This is a genomic window from Enterococcus casseliflavus, assembly GCF_029215545.1.
Taxonomy (GTDB): domain Bacteria; phylum Bacillota; class Bacilli; order Lactobacillales; family Enterococcaceae; genus Enterococcus_D; species Enterococcus_D casseliflavus.
The window spans coordinates 2050572-2066480 of record NZ_CP119393.1; the positions used below are offsets into that span (position 1 = coordinate 2050572).

Below are 15909 nucleotides of genomic sequence, written 5' to 3' on the forward strand. Positions count from 1 at the left end.
ATTAAATTCCTCCACGCCATTTTAACTCTGGGTTGTGCTTCAATAAATAGTTCATGATTTTTCTTTCTGCGGCTCGATTAAATTGGGTTTTCCAAGAATCCGTTGGGATCACTGGTTTCACTAAAATACTGCGAACACCGGCACGATTGGCACCTCGTACATCCGTCATGATTTGATCGCCGATCATCACGACCTCTTCTTTTTTCAAGCCTAATTGCTGATAGCCTTGTTTGATCCCTCTTGAAAAAGGTTTTAATGCGCGGTGTACGTACTTTAAGCCAAAGGGCGCAACTGCCCGTGCCACTCGTTCACTATTGTTGTTGGAAACGACAACTACCGGTATCCCAGCATTTTTCATTTCCAGTAGCCAGTTTTTTAGTTCTTCGGTTCCGTCAGGATTGTTCCAAGCAATCAAGGTATTATCAAGATCGGTCAAAATCCCTTTGATCCCCTGTGCCTTTAGTTGGCTAGGGGTGATTTTATAAATCGCATCGACCATCCAAGTCGGTTTATAATTTGAAAACATAAAATCTCCTTTGCTGCATGATTTCTTTACGTATTAAAAATCGGCGACTAGTCATCGATCCAAATTGTCGATCCTTAAAAAGAAACAGTCCGATCTGCCTACAATCACGCAGATGGTTTCTATCAAGATCAGACCTCTTCAACCTGTAATTATACAATAGAATCTTTTTGAATACTAGCAAGTGCGCCAGTTTCTGCAGGTTTCTTGTAAAAGAACTGAAAAAGGAACCTGCCAAGACAACCGTTTGTCCTATCACTTCTTTAAAGTAGTCTTTTTTCCGTCAAAAAAGCATCCTTTTACTGAAAGGATGCTTAGGAAAGGTCCAAATTTATCACTAACAACTGCGAACTTCTCGCAGTTTACAATACTTTACTCAAAAAATCAATGGTTCGTGGATTTTTCGGATGATCAAAGATCTGTTCTGGCGTTCCTTCCTCCATAATGATTCCCTGATCCATAAATAAAATCCGATCCGCGACTTCTTTCGCAAAGCCCATTTCATGAGTGACGATGACCATCGTCATTCCTTGCTGAGCCAAACGCTGCATGACGGACAATACTTCGCCAACCATTTCTGGGTCTAACGCTGAAGTCGGTTCATCAAAGAGCATCACGTCTGGTTCCATCGCCAAGGCACGTGCGATAGCGATTCGTTGCATTTGTCCACCAGAAAGACTTTGAGGATAGGCTTTTGCTTTGTCTGGTAAGCCAACATCATTTAGTAGTTGTTTTGCCAACTGATCAGCCGCCGATTTTGCTACCTTCTTGACTTTCGTCGGGGACAAAGTAATGTTTTCTAAAACCGTCATATTCGGAAAAAGATTAAAATTTTGAAATACCATACCCATTTTTTCACGCATCTTATACAAATCATTCTTTGGATCGATAATATCGGTTCCTTCAAAAAAGATTTTTCCGCTTGTCGGTACTTCTAATAGGTTCAAACAGCGTAAAAACGTGCTTTTTCCTGACCCAGATGGCCCAATCACCACTACGACTTCTCCTTGATCGATCGTCGTTGTGATCCCTTTTAGCACTTGATTGCTGCCAAAGGTTTTGTGTAAATCTTGAATATCTAACATCATAGCTTGTCTTCTCCTTTTAACGACGATAGCCTTTGCCTAGTTTCTTTTCCCATAAACTCAATAGTCGCGAAGTCGTAAACGTCAAGATGAAGTAAATGACCGCCGCCACATAGAAAGGCGTTAATGGTTGGAAAGAACTGGTGACAACGATCTGCGCACTGTTCATCAGCTCGTAGATGCCGATCGTTGAAAGCAAAGAGGAATCCTTAATCAAAACGATAAATTCATTGCCTAGTGGCGGCAAAATGTTGCGTAGTGCTTGTGGCAATACGACATAACGCATCGTTTGAAAAGGCCGCAACCCTAAAGAACCAGCCGCTTCTGTTTGACCGTAATCAACGGCATTGATTCCCCCTCGGACGATCTCAGCAACATATGCCCCAGAATTAAGCGAGAGCGCAATGATCCCAGGAAATAGCCGCCCAAAATCAAGACTCAACACGCCGATCGAGACCGTCGGCAAGGCAAACATTCCTTGCAAAAGACCAAAAGCGATCAATATCTGCACCAGCATCGGTGTGCCGCGGATGACTTCAATATACGCATTAGCAAACCAGCGCAAAGGCGTCACTTTTGATAATTTCATTAGGGCAAAAATCACCCCTAGAATCGTTCCAAAGATCACGGTGATGATAGAGATCACGATGGTGATCACCACACCAGAAAGAAAATAAGGGTAATATATCGCTAAAAAGGATAAATCCATAATTGTGTCTACTCCGTTCTATCTATTGCGCCGCATTTTCGTTGGCTAGATCTGTGTTCTTTTGTACATACTCATCGATTGTACCATCTTCAATCAATTCTTTCAAAATACTGTTTAGTTCTTCTTGTAATTCGGTACTCCCTTTAGGTAAAGCAATTGCATAAGAATCGCCTTCAGATGCTTCTAATGCTACATCAGTGATCACGAGGTCATCATTTTGTGCAACATACGATTCAGCAACCGCACTTTCAAGGACCAAACCGTCGATCGAGCCTTGCTTCAATTCATTGACTAGATTCGGAACTTTGGCGATGGAAACCAATTGCGAATCAGCTAATTGATCTTGAACGATCATTTCTTGGATCGAGCCTTTTTGAGCGCCTACTTTTTTGCCAGACAAGCTTTCGATTGAATCAAATGCCGATTCATTGTTTTTATTAACAACTAATTTTTGTTCTGGTGTAAAATAGTTATCGGTGAAATCAAAAGTCTGTTTACGTTCGTCAGTTGCTGAGATGCCTGAAACAGCGATATCGGCTTTCCCTTGTTGCAAAGCAGTCAAAACAGCATTGAAATCAAGGTCCAAAATATTCACTTCGACACCAAGACGATCAGCGATCTCATTGACCATATCGATATCTGCGCCCACGATCGTATCTTTGCCATCGATCAAGGCATGAAATTCAAACGGGGCAAAGTCAGCAGAAGTTGCCACATTTAACACACCAGCTGCTTTGATGGCTTCCAATTGATTATCCGCCGAACCGCTGGCACTAGAACTTCCAGTACTCGATGAGCCGCCATTCCCACAAGCTCCTAAAACCAAAATCCCCGTCAATACAACAAGTGCTCCAAATAATTTTTTCATTAAAAACGCTCCTCTTCAAAACAAATATTTATGCAATATAATCTTCTTATATTCAGAATATATACATAATAGCACAGAATAATTAAATTTTAAACTAAAAACTTCGCCATTTGTACGATTTATTCAATAACACTTTTAATAAAAAAATACTAGGATACCCATCCTCTAATCAGAGTGGATATCCTAGTTTTTAAAATCGGCGAAAACGTTGATACCTTGCCTCAAGCAATTCATCTGTTTGCAAGGTAGAAAGTTCGGCAAGTTTCGTTGAAATTGCCGCTTTCATCTGTTCCATCAATTGCTCTTTCGGTAAAAAGGCCTCTTCATGGGTTTCAGCAATCACTTTTTCAATAACACCGAGTTCATATAGTTCTTGAGCTGTGATCTTCATCAAGCCAGCAGCTTCTTTGGCACGGCTGCCATCTTTCCATAGGATCGAAGCAAAGCCTTCGGGAGATAAAATGGCATAGATCGAATGTTCCATCATCCAAACCTCATCGCCTAATGCTAGTGCTAAGGCACCGCCGCTGCCGCCTTCACCAATGATGATTGCCAAGATCGGCACCGTTAAATCGGACATTTCCATCAAGTTACGGGCAATCGCTTCGCCTTCTCCGCGCTCTTCCGCGCCAATACCGCAAAACGCCCCTGCTGTATTGATCAATGTGACCACAGGTCGCTGAAATTTTTCTGCTTGCTTCATTAAGCGTAACGCTTTGCGATAACCTTCAGGATGTGGTGAGCCAAAGTTTCTGCGTAAATTTTCAGGCAGATTACGGCCTTTTTGAATACCGATCACGGTCACTGGCTTGCCATCTAAACAAGCAATGCCGCCAACAACGGCTTCATCTTCGCCAAACAGACGGTCTCCATGAAACTCTTCAAACTCAGAAAAAATGCCGTCAAAGTAATCCAGTGCCGTCAAACGGTCTTTGCTGCGAGCGAGTTCAACGATCTCGTGGGCTGCTCTAGTCATTGCGATCCCATCCTTTCCGCGTATGCAAAGAAATCAAATGGTGGATTTTCTCCCGCAAGTTCGTCCGTGGAACGATTTGATCGACAAAGCCATGATCTAACAGAAACTCTGCCTTTTGAAAGTCTTCAGGTAGTTCCTGACGAATGGTTTGTTCAATCACACGTCGTCCAGCAAAACCGATCAAGGCTTGCGGTTCTGCCAGGATGATATCCCCTTCCATCGCAAAACTAGCGGTGACGCCACCGGTTGTCGGGTCCGTTAAAACCGTTAGATAAAACAAGCCAGCTTTACTGTGGCGTTTTACCGCGGCAGAGATTTTTGCCATTTGCATCAGCGACAAAATTCCTTCTTGCATCCGCGCACCACCTGAAGCGGTAAAAAGAACAACTGGTAGCTGTTTTTCGATCGCACGTTCAAACAAACGGGTGATCTTCTCCCCCACGACCGTTCCCATACTGCCCATGATGAAATTCGCATCCATGATCCCGATCGCTAACGGCAATCCTTGAACTTTTGCTTCTCCTGTGAGGACAGCCTCATGCAACCCAGTTTTTTCTTGCATTTGTGCGACTTTATCCAAATATCCAGGAAAATCAAGAGGATCTTTTGTGGTTACATCTGTGTCCCATTCTTCAAAACTTTTCTCATCAATCGTGATAGCGATCCGTTCCCAGGCACTGATTCGGAAATTATACCCGCAGTGAGGACAGACTTTCTCTGCCCCCATCTCCTTCGTATAAAGCGTTCGTTTGCAACTAGGACATTTCGCCCAAAGATTATCTGGTACGACTGGTTCGTTCGTTGGCAGCTGACCTCGATTAGGATTGATGCGAATGTAGTTTTTCTTCTTAAATAAAGCCACTCATCTTCCCTCCTATTGTTCAGGTGTCCAATTTGGCAGAAATTCCTCTTGTAAAAAGGCGGTTGTATAGTCTCCCGCAATCACTTTCGGGTGACTGATCAAGTCCATTTGGAATTCTGCATTCGTAATGACACCATCGGTCACTAATTCGGCTAACGCCCGCTGCATCTTCATCAACGCTTCGAAACGGTTCTCGCCGTGAACGATCACTTTAGCGATCATAGAATCATAATAAGGTGGAATCGTGTAGCCAGAATACATGGCACTGTCTACACGAACGCCTAGGCCGCCACTTGGTAAAAACAAATTGTTGATCTTGCCTGGTGACGGTGCAAAATTGAAGGCTGGATTTTCTGCATTGATCCGACATTCGATCGCCGCGCCCGTCATCTTGATGTCTGCTTGCGTCAAACCTAGCGGTTCACCACTAGCGACTTCAAGTTGTTTTTTGACTAAATCAATGTTTGTCACCATTTCGGTGATCGGGTGTTCCACTTGGATTCGAGTGTTCATTTCCATGAAATAAAACTCCCCAGTGTCCGCCATTAAAAACTCGATCGTGCCAGCATTACGATACCCTACCGCTTGTGCGGCACGCACCGCTGCTTCTCCTAGTTCTGCTCGCTTGCTTTCAGAAATCACCACAGAAGGGGATTCTTCCAACACTTTTTGGTTGTTGCGTTGTAGCGAGCAATCGCGTTCACCAAGGTGGATAATATTACCAAAAGAATCACCTAACACTTGCACTTCTATGTGTCGAGCAGGATAAATGATTTTTTCAATGTACATTTCATCGTTGCCAAATGCCGCTTTCGCTTCTTGTTGCGCCGAAGCAAAATGATGAGGCAATGCTTCTTTATCTGCGACTTTCCGTATCCCTTTACCGCCACCGCCGGCCGCAGCTTTGAGCATGACTGGGTAACCAATCTCTTCAGCGATCGTTAAAGCTTCTTCCACATCAGAAATCGCGCCTTTGCTTCCGGGAATGACCGGTACTTCTGCTTCGATCATCAAGCGTCTTGCATTGATTTTGTTTCCCATTGCATCGATAGTCTCACTCTTTGGCCCAATAAAGACGATATTGCATTCCTCGCACATCGCAGCAAAGCGGCTATTCTCTGAAAGAAAGCCAAATCCAGGATGGATCGCCTCAGCCTTTGTGACGATCGCAGCGCTTAGGATCTGCTGTACATTCAAATAAGAGTCGGCTGCTTTGGCAGGTCCGATACAAATCGCTTCATCGGCAAGCTCTGTATGCAACGCCTCTTTATCTGCTTCTGAATAAACGGCGACCGTTTGAATACCTAATTCGCGACAAGCGCGAATGATACGTACGGCGATTTCGCCACGGTTTGCGATCAATACTTTAGAAAACATGTCTCACCTATCCAATCATGAAAGTCAATTCTGCTTCCGCCACTTTTTTCCCATCAACATAGGCAATTCCTTTGCCGATGCCAGCTGCAGATTTCACTTTGATTATTTCTACTTCTAAGATCAAGGTATCGCCTGGTGTTACTTTTTTTCTGAATTTTGCTTTGTCTAAACCGCCAAAGTAGGCAGTTTTCCCACGAAAATCTTCCAATGATAGCAATGCCACAGCACCTGCTTGTGCCATTGCTTCCACGATCAATACTCCGGGCATCACTGGTTCATGGGGAAAATGACCTTGGAAAAACGGCTCATTGATAGTAACGTTTTTCTTCGCAACGACCCGTTTGCCTTCTTCTAACTCCTCTACCCGATCCACTAAAAGCATCGGATAACGATGAGGGATGATTTCTTTGATTTCTTGAATCGTTAATGCGCTCATTGCTTTACCCTTCTTTCACACGGAATAATGGTTGATTGTATTCAACGATTTGTTCGCTTTCAACCAAGACTTCAACTAATTCGCCATCGACGTCGCTGACGATTTCATTCATGACTTTCATCGCTTCAACGATACAGAGAATATCACCTTTTTTCACGTGATCGCCGATTTGTTTGAAGTTGTCTTTATCAGGACTTGGTTTCAAATAAACGACACCCACTAATGGAGAGACAACTTCTTTGCCCTCTAAAACAGGTTTTGCCGTTTCTACTGTGTCCGGTGTTGCTGAGACAGCAGGCGTTGGTGCAACAGGAGTTGGCGCAGCATTCGCTGCAGGAGCAGATGCAGGTGCAGAGGATGCACTTTGTAGCCCACTTGTCGTATTTTTATTAAAATAAAGTTCAAATGTCTCTTTTTTTAATTGAAGCTCAGTTAACGTCGATTGATCGAATTGGCTGAGCAGCTCTTTTACCTCATGTGTTTCCAATTACGCTTCCTCCCAACGTTTCAGCAAGATCACTGCATTATGACCGCCAAACCCAAGTGAATTACTCATGGCATAGGTCAATTCTGCTGGTTGGCTTTGATTGATAACAACGTTCAAGTCGATCTCAGGATCTTGTTCTGTCACGTTGATGGTTGGTGGAATAAATTGATGTTGTAATGCTAATAGTGAAGCAATGGCTTCGATTCCACCAGCCGCTCCAAGCAAATGACCAGTCATTGACTTTGTACTGCTGACATATGGTTTTTTATAGTCTTCGCCCAATCCGTATTGGATCGATGTCGCTTCTGCACTGTCATTGGCAGGCGTGCTTGTACCGTGGGCATTGATGTAGCCAACTTCAGCCGGGGTGATCGCTGCTTCTTGCATCGCCAATTTCATTGCTTTTCCGGCACCTGATCCATCAGGATTTGGCGCAGTCATATGGTAGGCATCACAGTTCGCACCATACCCTACGACTTCACCTAAAATCGTTGCCCCACGTTTTTGCGCATGCGCCAATGATTCTAAAATGAAGACACCAGCGCCTTCACCCATGACAAACCCACTACGATTTTTATCAAACGGAACGGAAGCTTTGTCAGGGTCTGATTCAGTGGTTAACGCCGTCAGAGACGCAAAACCAGCGATACCGATTTCACAGATCGTCGCTTCTGAACCACCAGCGATCATGACATCTGCGTAGCCATGCTTGATGTTCCGAAAAGCTTCACCGATTGAATGGGTACCAGAAGCACAGGCGGAAACAGTCGTCGTACAAATGCCTTTCGCACCTACCCGTAATGCAATGTTGCCGGCAACCATATTTACGATCGACATCGGTACGAACATTGGTGATACCCGATTTGCTCCTTTGTCATGCATCCGAATTACTTGGTCTTGAATCGTTGGCAAGCCGCCGATCCCTGAACCAACCATCACGCCAAAACGATCCACATCAATGGTTTCTGTATCTAACTTCGCCATTTCCATCGCTTCTAACGCCGCATAAATTCCATAAATGGAAAAAAGATCCATCCGCTTCGTATCTTTTTTAACGAAGTACTTTTCTAACGGAAAATCTTTGACCTCAGCGGCAACTGAGATCCCTGTTGCTTCTGCGTCAAATTTTGTAATCGGGCCGATGCCGTTGGTCCCGTTTTGTAAACTTGCTAAAAATGTTTCTGGGTCATTTCCGATTGGAGAAGTGACGCCGTATCCTGTAACTACTACTCGATTCATCTATTCTTCCTCCTACCCTTGCATTGCCATCCCGCCGTCTACACTGATCACCTGACCAGTGATGTAGGGGCTTTTTGCTAAAAAGACTGCTGTTTGCGCAACATCCTGTGTGGAACCAAAACGCTGTAATGGAATATTTGCCAATGATTGTTCTTTGACTTTATCCGACAGCACTTCAGTCATCTCTGTTTCGATAAATCCTGGGGCGATCGCATTGCAGGTGATCCCCCGAGCGGCACCTTCACGAGCGGCAGATTTCGTAAAACCGATCACGCCAGCTTTACTTGCTGCATAGTTGGCTTGCCCGATATTTCCCGTCAAGCCGACCACACTCGTCAAATTGATGATGCGGCCTTCTCGCAGCTTCATCATTTTTTTCAACGCGTGCTGCGTCATATTGAAGGTACCAGTCAAATTGATTTTGATCACTGAATCAAAATCTTCGGGTTTCATTCTCAACAATAATTTGTCATTCGTGATCCCGGCATTATTGACTAAAATGTGGATCGGTCCGACTGCCGCTTCTGCTTCTAAAAGCATGGCTGCCGCTTGATCAAAATCAGAAATGTCCCCATTGATCGCTACACATTTCACGCCGTAGCTGGTGATGCGAGCGATCAGTGACTGGGGAATTTCTTTTCGTCCATTTAAAACGATATTCGCTCCTTCTTTGGCAAAGGCTTCCGCGATGGTAAAACCGATCCCTCGCGAGCTACCAGTTACAAAGACGTTTCTATTTTGCAGATCCATAAATTCCTCCTAGTTGAATCGGGCTAGTGTATCTGCCAACGTTTGGCTATCTTCTACACGCGCAGTCTGTATTTCTTTGTCTATTTTCTTCATAAAACCGCTCAATACTTTTCCTGGTCCGATCTCGATGACTTGTTGGATGCCAAGCTGCTTCAGTGTCGCAATGCTTTCGTAAAAACGCACTGGCGATTTCACTTGCAGCGTCAACAGTTCCTTGATTTGGTCTTGCTGCATTGGCTGCGCGGTCGTATTGCTGATGACAGGTACTTGTAACTCATCAAAGGTGATTTGAGCTAATTCCTGTGCTAATTGCTGCGATGCGGGTTCCAACAAAGCAGTATGGAAAGGACCGCTGACATTTAAAGGAATCACCCGTTTGGTTCCAGCAGCTTGTAACAATTCCACCGCTTTATCCACTGCCGGCGCTTCACCGCCAATGACGATCTGCTGTGGCGTATTGTAATTCGCTGGTGTCACGATCCCCACTTGACTTGCTTCTTTACAGATTTCTTCAATCGTTTCAGCGGGTGTGTTCATCACAGCGACCATTTTCCCAATACCTGCTGGCGCCGCACTTGCCATATACCGACCGCGCTTTTGCACCAATGCGACTGCTGTCTGGAAATCAAGCGCACCACTAGCGACTAAGGCTGTATATTCGCCTAAACTCAAGCCAGCAACAGCATCTGCTTTGATTCCTTGCGCATCCAAAAGTCGCCAAAAAGCCGTACTTACCGTTAAGATGGCAGGCTGCGTATATTCCGTCTGGTTTAAACGTTCGTTTTCAGTAAAGCATAGCTCGGCCATATCATATCCTAGAATGGTGCTGGCTTGTTCAAACGTCTCACGAACGATTGCTTCTTGGTGATAGAGCTCTTCTCCCATTTGGGGGTACTGTGCGCCTTGACCGCTAAATAAAAAGGCTGTCTTCATCTTGCACTCCTTCATTACTTTGATCGTTGTCGTTGGAGAACATGGCTTCTTGCAGTTCGTCTATGAATCAGCAAAAACACGTTCTTAAAAAGGAAAGGCTAGGCTGTCTGCCTAGCCTTTGTTTTATGCTTGTTGTTTTTCTACATATTTAACTAGATCTTCAACGGTTGTGATACCATCTTCTGTTTCGATCTTCACATCGAATTCATCTTCGATCTCGTTAATGATTTGGAAAAGATCCAAGCTGTCTGCTTCTAAATCTTCTTGGATGTTTGTGTTCAATTTGATTTCTTCTTTTTCTTTTCCTAATTCTTCTGCTACGATTTCTTGAATTTTTTCGAATACCATGTGTATATTCCTCCAATGTGTTTTTCAATAGTAATTTTGTTTCGTGAACAAGTTATAAGGTGGCTAACATAGTTCCCCATGTCAATCCGCCGCCAAAACCTGAGAACACCACTTTTTGACCACTGCCAAGTGACAGTGTACCTCGTTTGATTTCTTCATCTAGCAATAACGGAATCGAGGCTGCCGAAGTATTGCCATAATCTTGCATATTTTGCAAAAATTTCTCACGGGGCTGCTTCAGCTTGCGAGCAACTTTGTCTAAAATACGTGAATTTGCTTGGTGAAGCAAAAAATAATCGATTGCTTCATCTTGTGTCAGATCATTGATCGAGGCGACCACATCACGCGTCGCAAAATCAAAGATTTCTCGTCCAATCATTTGCATACAAGCACTATACGCCGGAGCGTTTTGTGAAAAAGGATTCTCATTCGTGCGAAAACCAGATGTTAAGGACATGCCTCGCGTCCCATCTGCTTTTAAAGACTCTTTGAGCAAATGCTGCTCTGAAGATGCTTCCAGCAATAGACCGCCGGCACCATCTCCGAATAAAACAGCCGTCGAACGGTCGTTCCAATCCAAGACTTTTGAAAGTACTTCTCCACCGATGACCAATCCTTTTTTAGCGCCCGTTCGAATCAGTTTTTCAGCCATAGACAATGCATACACGAAACCAGCACATGCTGCACTGATATCAAAAGCAAAGGCATTGACTGCCCCAATCGCCCCTTGGACTTGGCAAGCAACCGCCGGTGTATTGAAATCCGGTGTGATCGTCGCTACCAAGATGAAATCTAGACTTTCTGCTGAAAGCTGAGCATCTTGCAAGAGCGTTTGAGCGACGCGAATACAAAGGTCTGAAGTGTTTTCGCCAACAGCGACTCTTCTTCGTTTGATTCCCGTGCGAGAATGGATCCATTCATCTGAAGTATCCATCAAATTTGATAGATCATCATTTGTTACGATTTTTTCTGGAACATAACTTGCAGTCGCGGTAATTTTTCCAAACATATTCATCCATTATTCTCACTTATAATCTTGTAAAAAGTCATGCAGATTTTTCAGTGCTTTCAACAGTGCCTGTTCCTCTTCAGGAGACATCTGACTCAAGACACCCTTCACCATCTCACGATGAAAATGCTGATGAACACGATAAAGGAGTTTTCCTTTTTTCGTCAAACCTAGTTTGACGACTCGCCGATCATCTTCACTGCGAATCCGTTCTACATATTCTTTTTTCACCAAACGATTGATCGCGATGGTCAAAGTCCCAACAGTGATCGAAAGCTCTTTGGCAACTTCAGTCGTGGTCTTTTTTTTGTACATCCCGATGGCTTCGATGGTATGCATTTCGGTAATTGAAAGGTCTTTGAATTGAGATTTTTTCAATTCAGATTCTTCAATCACTAAGATGTCATTAAAGACGCTGACTAAGTAGTCATTAACTGTTTCTAAATTGGGTTCCATAACCTTCACCATCCGAATACTTTGATAATCAAATCATTTGATAGTCAAACTATATCGGAAGTTATTGAGAAATGCAAGAATTTTTTCGAACTTTTTTTATTTTTAAGCGCATTTTTATTTAAGAATTGATTTTCTAAGATTTTAAAAGCTGCGAGTTGACAAAATAATCCGTTTCCGTTATAGAGAAATTTCCTTTGAATGTCAAAGCTTATCATTTTGTTGCCTCCACTCTATTTCTAATTTTTTCTTGTCGATAGCCAACAAACGTTGCTCTCTTACGCTTCATCTGCTACTCTTTGATGGAAGGAGAGGAACGATCGATGAATCCGAACAAAGAGTTTCTAAAAAACAAAGCAAATGCACTGCCTGAAAAGCCTGGTGTTTATTTAATGAAAGATCAGCACAACGAAGTCTTGTATGTAGGAAAAGCCAAATCATTGAAACAGCGTGTCGTTTCTTACTTCCGAAAAAATCAGCAGCATGCCAATAAGGTGCTTCGACTTGTTTATAATGTCGTTGATTTTGAAACGATCGAAACAGATACAGAATTGGATGCACTATTACTTGAATGTCGTTTGATCCAAGCTTTTCATCCTATCTACAACCGACAAATGAACCATTCAGCCAACTATTGCTTTGTTGACTTGACGAATCATACCTTCACGATCACTCAAACACCACAAATTGGCAGTTATGGCCCCTTTCGGCAAACAAAAAAATTGCCAGCATTGTTTCAATTATTGTCAGAAACCTTTCAATTGCCGACTGTCAACGAACTGACGCTATTAACCTTACGTAAGCAGCTCCCTCAAATGGATGCGTATCCCTTGGAAGAGAAGTGGCGGGAGATCGGCTGTTTTTTTGCAGGAAAGAAGACCGACTGTTTTTCACTCCTTAAAAAACGCTTGGCATACCTGATTGATCACTTATTGTTTGAGCAAGCTAGTGTACTGCAGCGCGAGATCCATTTAGCAAAAAGCTTTTACCAAGAAATCGTGAGGGTCAATCAGTTTATTCAAGAACCAGAAGTGATTTTTTCTATTCCCCTTGACTTAGAGGAGCCAGGATCACAGACGACTCAAATCAAATACTATCAAGTTAGCTTTGGCAAGTTGATCCAAACAAAAGTTCTTTCTCCCGAGGAAACATTCCAGCCACTCCCGCCAGCAAGCGCTGCGCTTCCTTTAGCCCCGGAAGATCTCGATCCATTAGGGATCATCCTTAATCACTTGTATCGCCAAGAAAAAGCAGCAGATAAATAAAAAACAGCAAGCCCAAGTAGGCTTGCTGTTTAGAAATGAGAAAGCGACGACGAACGTCCCACTCATTCTTATTGGATCAAATCATAGATTTCCATGGCTACAATATCAACATTATCAAATTGATAAGATTGACTTGATTCTGCTTCCGTTAATTCAAACGTTTCTGTCGAATTGTCATAAGTAACGGTACATTTTTCGACGCCTTCTTTTTCAAAACGACGTACTTGAACTTCATTGTCTTGCGCTTCGACCATCGCTTCTAAACGTTTGATGATAGCGACTAATTGCGAACTTTTCATTCGTAAGCCTCCTTTTTCTGTCCGTTATATTGTATCAAAACATCCTCTATCTTGCATTGATTTTTCGTATTTTTTTTGTCATTTTAAGATTTTTTTCCATCTTGCCACCAAAGTTTAATCAGCGCCTGCGTTCCGTCATTTTCGAAGCCTTTTTCAGCCAACTGATCATACAATTTTTTAGCTAAAGCGGTGCTTGGCAAATCCAATCCCATCTTCTTGGCCTCATCCAAAGCGATCCCCAAATCTTTGATGAAATGTTTGACAAAAAAGCCTGGTGAATAATCCTCTTTTAGGATACGAGGACTGTAATTCGTCATGGACCAATTGGCTGCCCCACCGCCAGAAAGCGTGTCAATCACTCGTGGTAAATCAAGACCCGCTTGGTTCGCATAGACCAGCATTTCTGTCATCCCCGTCATGGTTCCGGCAATCATGATCTGATTGGCCATTTTCGTATGCTGACCCTTCCCTGCCCCTCCTTGAAGTTGAAACGTCTTTCCTAATACTTCAAAAAGTGGTTTTACTTGTTGGTAAGCTTCTTCATCGCCACCAACCATAATCGTTAGCGTGGCGTTTCTCGCACCAAGATCCCCACCAGAAACTGGCGCATCGATACTCGCTGCTCCTTTTTCCTTCGCTGTCTGGTAGATTCGTTCTGCCAAATCAGGCGTACTGGTGGTAAAATCCACCAATGTTTTGCCCGTCACAGCCGTTTGAAAAATCCCTTGAGGCCCATAGTAAACCTCTTCAACGTCGGATGGATAACCAACCATTGTAAAGATGATTTCACTTTCTGATGCAACTTCTGTTGGGGTGTCACACCAAATTGCTCCATTCGCAACGAGTTCATCAGTTTTTTCTTTCGTCCGATTGTAAACATTCACTGTATGTCCTGCAGCTAAGAGATGACCAACCATCGCTTGACCCATGACCCCAGTACCGATAAATCCTAATTCCATGCAGATCCCTCCAAAATAAAAAAGTTCATGTCTTTAGTATACGCTAAAAACATGAACTTGCGAAAATTTTCTGTTTAATCGATCGTTCGGCGAAAGGCCTTTAATTTTACTTTGAATTTTTCTAGCGTCTGCTCGGTTTCTTTTTCGATGCGTTCTGTTTCATAATAAGCGACCATGTCATGGTAGAAAGATAGCATCGACTCACCGAAGCGCAATGCCGAGATCTCGTACATTTTTCTAGCAAGAACTTCGGGATCAGCAGGAATCTTTCGTTCATAATAATCAATAAATGCTTTTGCGAAATCCCGATCACTCTCATAGGTGACGCCTAAAGACGGATCATCGATCAAGGTGTTTAAGTAGTCATTGCCTTCAACGACTAACGGTGTTCCAGCAGCCATTGCTTCCGTGTAAGTCAGTCCTTGTGTTTCTGATGTGGAGGCACTGACGAAGTAATCGGCAGCATGGTAATAGATCGCCACTTTATCATTTGCCACTTCACCGACAAATTGAACATGGTCAGATAAAGCCATATCCACCACTTTTTCTTCTAATTTTTCTTTATGCGGACCTTTCCCAACGATCACTAATTGCGCATCAGGAATCTTCGTTAAAATTTCTGGCATGCCGTCGATGATTGCTTGGATATTCTTTTCATAAGAAATACGACTGAGGGAAAGCAGCATGGGTTGATTCTCAGTGATGCCCAATTTCTCCCGCAATTCTTTTTTCATGTCAGTTGTAATATCCGGTCGGCGAAACTTCTCAACTTCGATCCCTGTGGGGATGATCCGCATTGGTGAAACCACACCATACCCTCTCAGCGTATCGATGACCCGTTCACTTGGACAAACAACACCTGTCGAGTGGTTGGCAAATAGCCGTGAAAGATATTTCACGTGAGATGGTCGTAAGACTTTCCCGTTTGCGATGTAGTGCAAGTAATCTTCATACATTGTATGGTAGGTATGGATCACAGGAATCTGCAATTTACGCCCCACCATTTTCCCCAACATCCCAGAACCAAACTCTGTATGGGTATGGATCAATTCCAATTCTAATTCTTTGGCGATCAAATAGGCATACAACATGCCGCGAACCACGATTCGCCGATCTTTGAAGGACACAAACGGGACACTTGGCATGCGAATGATATCTTCTTCATCCAGATCAGCATTTGGATCGGTCGTTGTAAAGATATACACTTTATGGCCTTTTTTCTCAAGCTCTTCTTTCAATGTCTTGATCGATGTCGCCACACCACTTACCTGGGGGAAGTAGGTGTCTGTAAAAAATCCGATTTTCAAAACGGTACCTCCAAACTTTACATT

General features: G+C 43.4%; 19 protein-coding genes. 1 reads left to right on the forward strand and 18 read right to left on the reverse strand.

What is annotated here, in order from left to right; translation table 11 throughout:
* Position 1: 1 nt before the first annotated feature.
* The 15 genes from P0G38_RS10005 to fabT form a co-directional block, all read right to left on the reverse strand.
* Positions 2-526 (reverse strand): YqeG family HAD IIIA-type phosphatase, encoded by a 525-nt coding sequence (locus P0G38_RS10005; protein WP_005225903.1) that lies wholly within the window; start codon positions 524-526, stop codon positions 2-4.
* Between the two features lie 359 nt (positions 527-885).
* A complete protein-coding gene (locus P0G38_RS10010) occupies positions 886-1611 on the reverse strand; it encodes an amino acid ABC transporter ATP-binding protein (RefSeq protein ID WP_142968375.1) in 726 nt (241 codons plus the stop codon).
* A gap of 16 nt (positions 1612-1627) precedes the next feature.
* Complete coding sequence (locus P0G38_RS10015; protein ID WP_005225900.1) at positions 1628-2317, reverse strand: amino acid ABC transporter permease; 690 nt, start codon at positions 2315-2317, stop codon at positions 1628-1630.
* A 22-nt stretch (positions 2318-2339) separates the two neighbouring features.
* Entirely contained in the window at positions 2340-3185 is an 846-nt protein-coding gene (locus tag P0G38_RS10020; RefSeq protein WP_005225899.1) for a transporter substrate-binding domain-containing protein, read from the reverse strand.
* 190 nt (positions 3186-3375) lie between these two features.
* Complete coding sequence (locus P0G38_RS10025) at positions 3376-4161, reverse strand: acetyl-CoA carboxylase carboxyl transferase subunit alpha (protein ID WP_010748087.1); 786 nt, start codon at positions 4159-4161, stop codon at positions 3376-3378.
* A complete protein-coding gene (gene accD, locus P0G38_RS10030; protein ID WP_005225897.1) occupies positions 4154-5023 on the reverse strand; it encodes an acetyl-CoA carboxylase, carboxyltransferase subunit beta in 870 nt (289 codons plus the stop codon). The genes P0G38_RS10025 and accD overlap by 8 nt, the downstream gene beginning before the upstream one ends.
* 12 nt (positions 5024-5035) lie before the next feature.
* Complete coding sequence (locus P0G38_RS10035) at positions 5036-6400, reverse strand: acetyl-CoA carboxylase biotin carboxylase subunit (RefSeq protein WP_005225896.1); 1365 nt, start codon at positions 6398-6400, stop codon at positions 5036-5038.
* 7 nt (positions 6401-6407) lie between these two features.
* Complete coding sequence (fabZ, locus tag P0G38_RS10040; protein WP_005225895.1) at positions 6408-6836, reverse strand: 3-hydroxyacyl-ACP dehydratase FabZ; 429 nt, start codon at positions 6834-6836, stop codon at positions 6408-6410.
* Positions 6837-6840: 4 nt separating this feature from the next.
* Positions 6841-7323, reverse strand: a complete 483-nt coding sequence (gene accB / locus P0G38_RS10045) for an acetyl-CoA carboxylase biotin carboxyl carrier protein (RefSeq protein ID WP_016610184.1) — start codon at positions 7321-7323, stop codon at positions 6841-6843.
* A complete protein-coding gene (gene fabF / locus P0G38_RS10050) occupies positions 7324-8562 on the reverse strand; it encodes a beta-ketoacyl-ACP synthase II (protein ID WP_016610185.1) in 1239 nt (412 codons plus the stop codon).
* 12 nt (positions 8563-8574) lie between these two features.
* The gene (gene fabG / locus P0G38_RS10055; protein ID WP_275850558.1) at positions 8575-9312 is read right to left on the reverse strand and encodes a 3-oxoacyl-[acyl-carrier-protein] reductase; all 738 of its coding nucleotides are present in this window, start codon (positions 9310-9312) and stop codon (positions 8575-8577) included.
* A 9-nt stretch (positions 9313-9321) separates the two neighbouring features.
* Positions 9322-10245, reverse strand: coding sequence for an ACP S-malonyltransferase (gene fabD / locus P0G38_RS10060; protein ID WP_074536437.1), 924 nt, complete (start codon positions 10243-10245; stop codon positions 9322-9324).
* 123 nt (positions 10246-10368) lie between these two features.
* Positions 10369-10593 carry an acyl carrier protein gene (locus P0G38_RS10065; RefSeq protein ID WP_005225890.1) on the reverse strand — a complete coding sequence of 75 codons (225 nt, stop codon included), beginning with the start codon at positions 10591-10593 and terminating at the stop codon, positions 10369-10371.
* A 52-nt stretch (positions 10594-10645) separates the two neighbouring features.
* Positions 10646-11608 carry a beta-ketoacyl-ACP synthase III gene (locus tag P0G38_RS10070; protein WP_005225889.1) on the reverse strand — a complete coding sequence of 321 codons (963 nt, stop codon included), beginning with the start codon at positions 11606-11608 and terminating at the stop codon, positions 10646-10648.
* Positions 11609-11617: 9 nt separating this feature from the next.
* Positions 11618-12058 (reverse strand): fatty acid biosynthesis transcriptional regulator FabT, encoded by a 441-nt coding sequence (fabT, locus tag P0G38_RS10075; RefSeq protein ID WP_008378199.1) that lies wholly within the window; start codon positions 12056-12058, stop codon positions 11618-11620.
* A gap of 320 nt (positions 12059-12378) precedes the next feature.
* On the opposite strand from fabT, the gene P0G38_RS10080 reads away from it, so the two are divergent.
* Positions 12379-13320, forward strand: a complete 942-nt coding sequence (locus P0G38_RS10080) for a GIY-YIG nuclease family protein (RefSeq protein WP_154694428.1) — start codon at positions 12379-12381, stop codon at positions 13318-13320.
* Positions 13321-13388: 68 nt separating this feature from the next.
* Here P0G38_RS10080 and P0G38_RS10085 read toward each other — a convergent pair whose 3' ends face one another.
* From P0G38_RS10085 to P0G38_RS10095, 3 genes are all read right to left on the reverse strand, one after another.
* Positions 13389-13619 carry a YkuJ family protein gene (locus P0G38_RS10085; RefSeq protein ID WP_005225886.1) on the reverse strand — a complete coding sequence of 77 codons (231 nt, stop codon included), beginning with the start codon at positions 13617-13619 and terminating at the stop codon, positions 13389-13391.
* A gap of 83 nt (positions 13620-13702) precedes the next feature.
* Positions 13703-14578 carry an NAD(P)-dependent oxidoreductase gene (locus P0G38_RS10090; protein WP_010748078.1) on the reverse strand — a complete coding sequence of 292 codons (876 nt, stop codon included), beginning with the start codon at positions 14576-14578 and terminating at the stop codon, positions 13703-13705.
* 74 nt (positions 14579-14652) lie between these two features.
* A complete protein-coding gene (locus P0G38_RS10095; protein WP_005225884.1) occupies positions 14653-15885 on the reverse strand; it encodes a glycosyltransferase family 4 protein in 1233 nt (410 codons plus the stop codon).
* Positions 15886-15909: the final 24 nt, after the last annotated feature.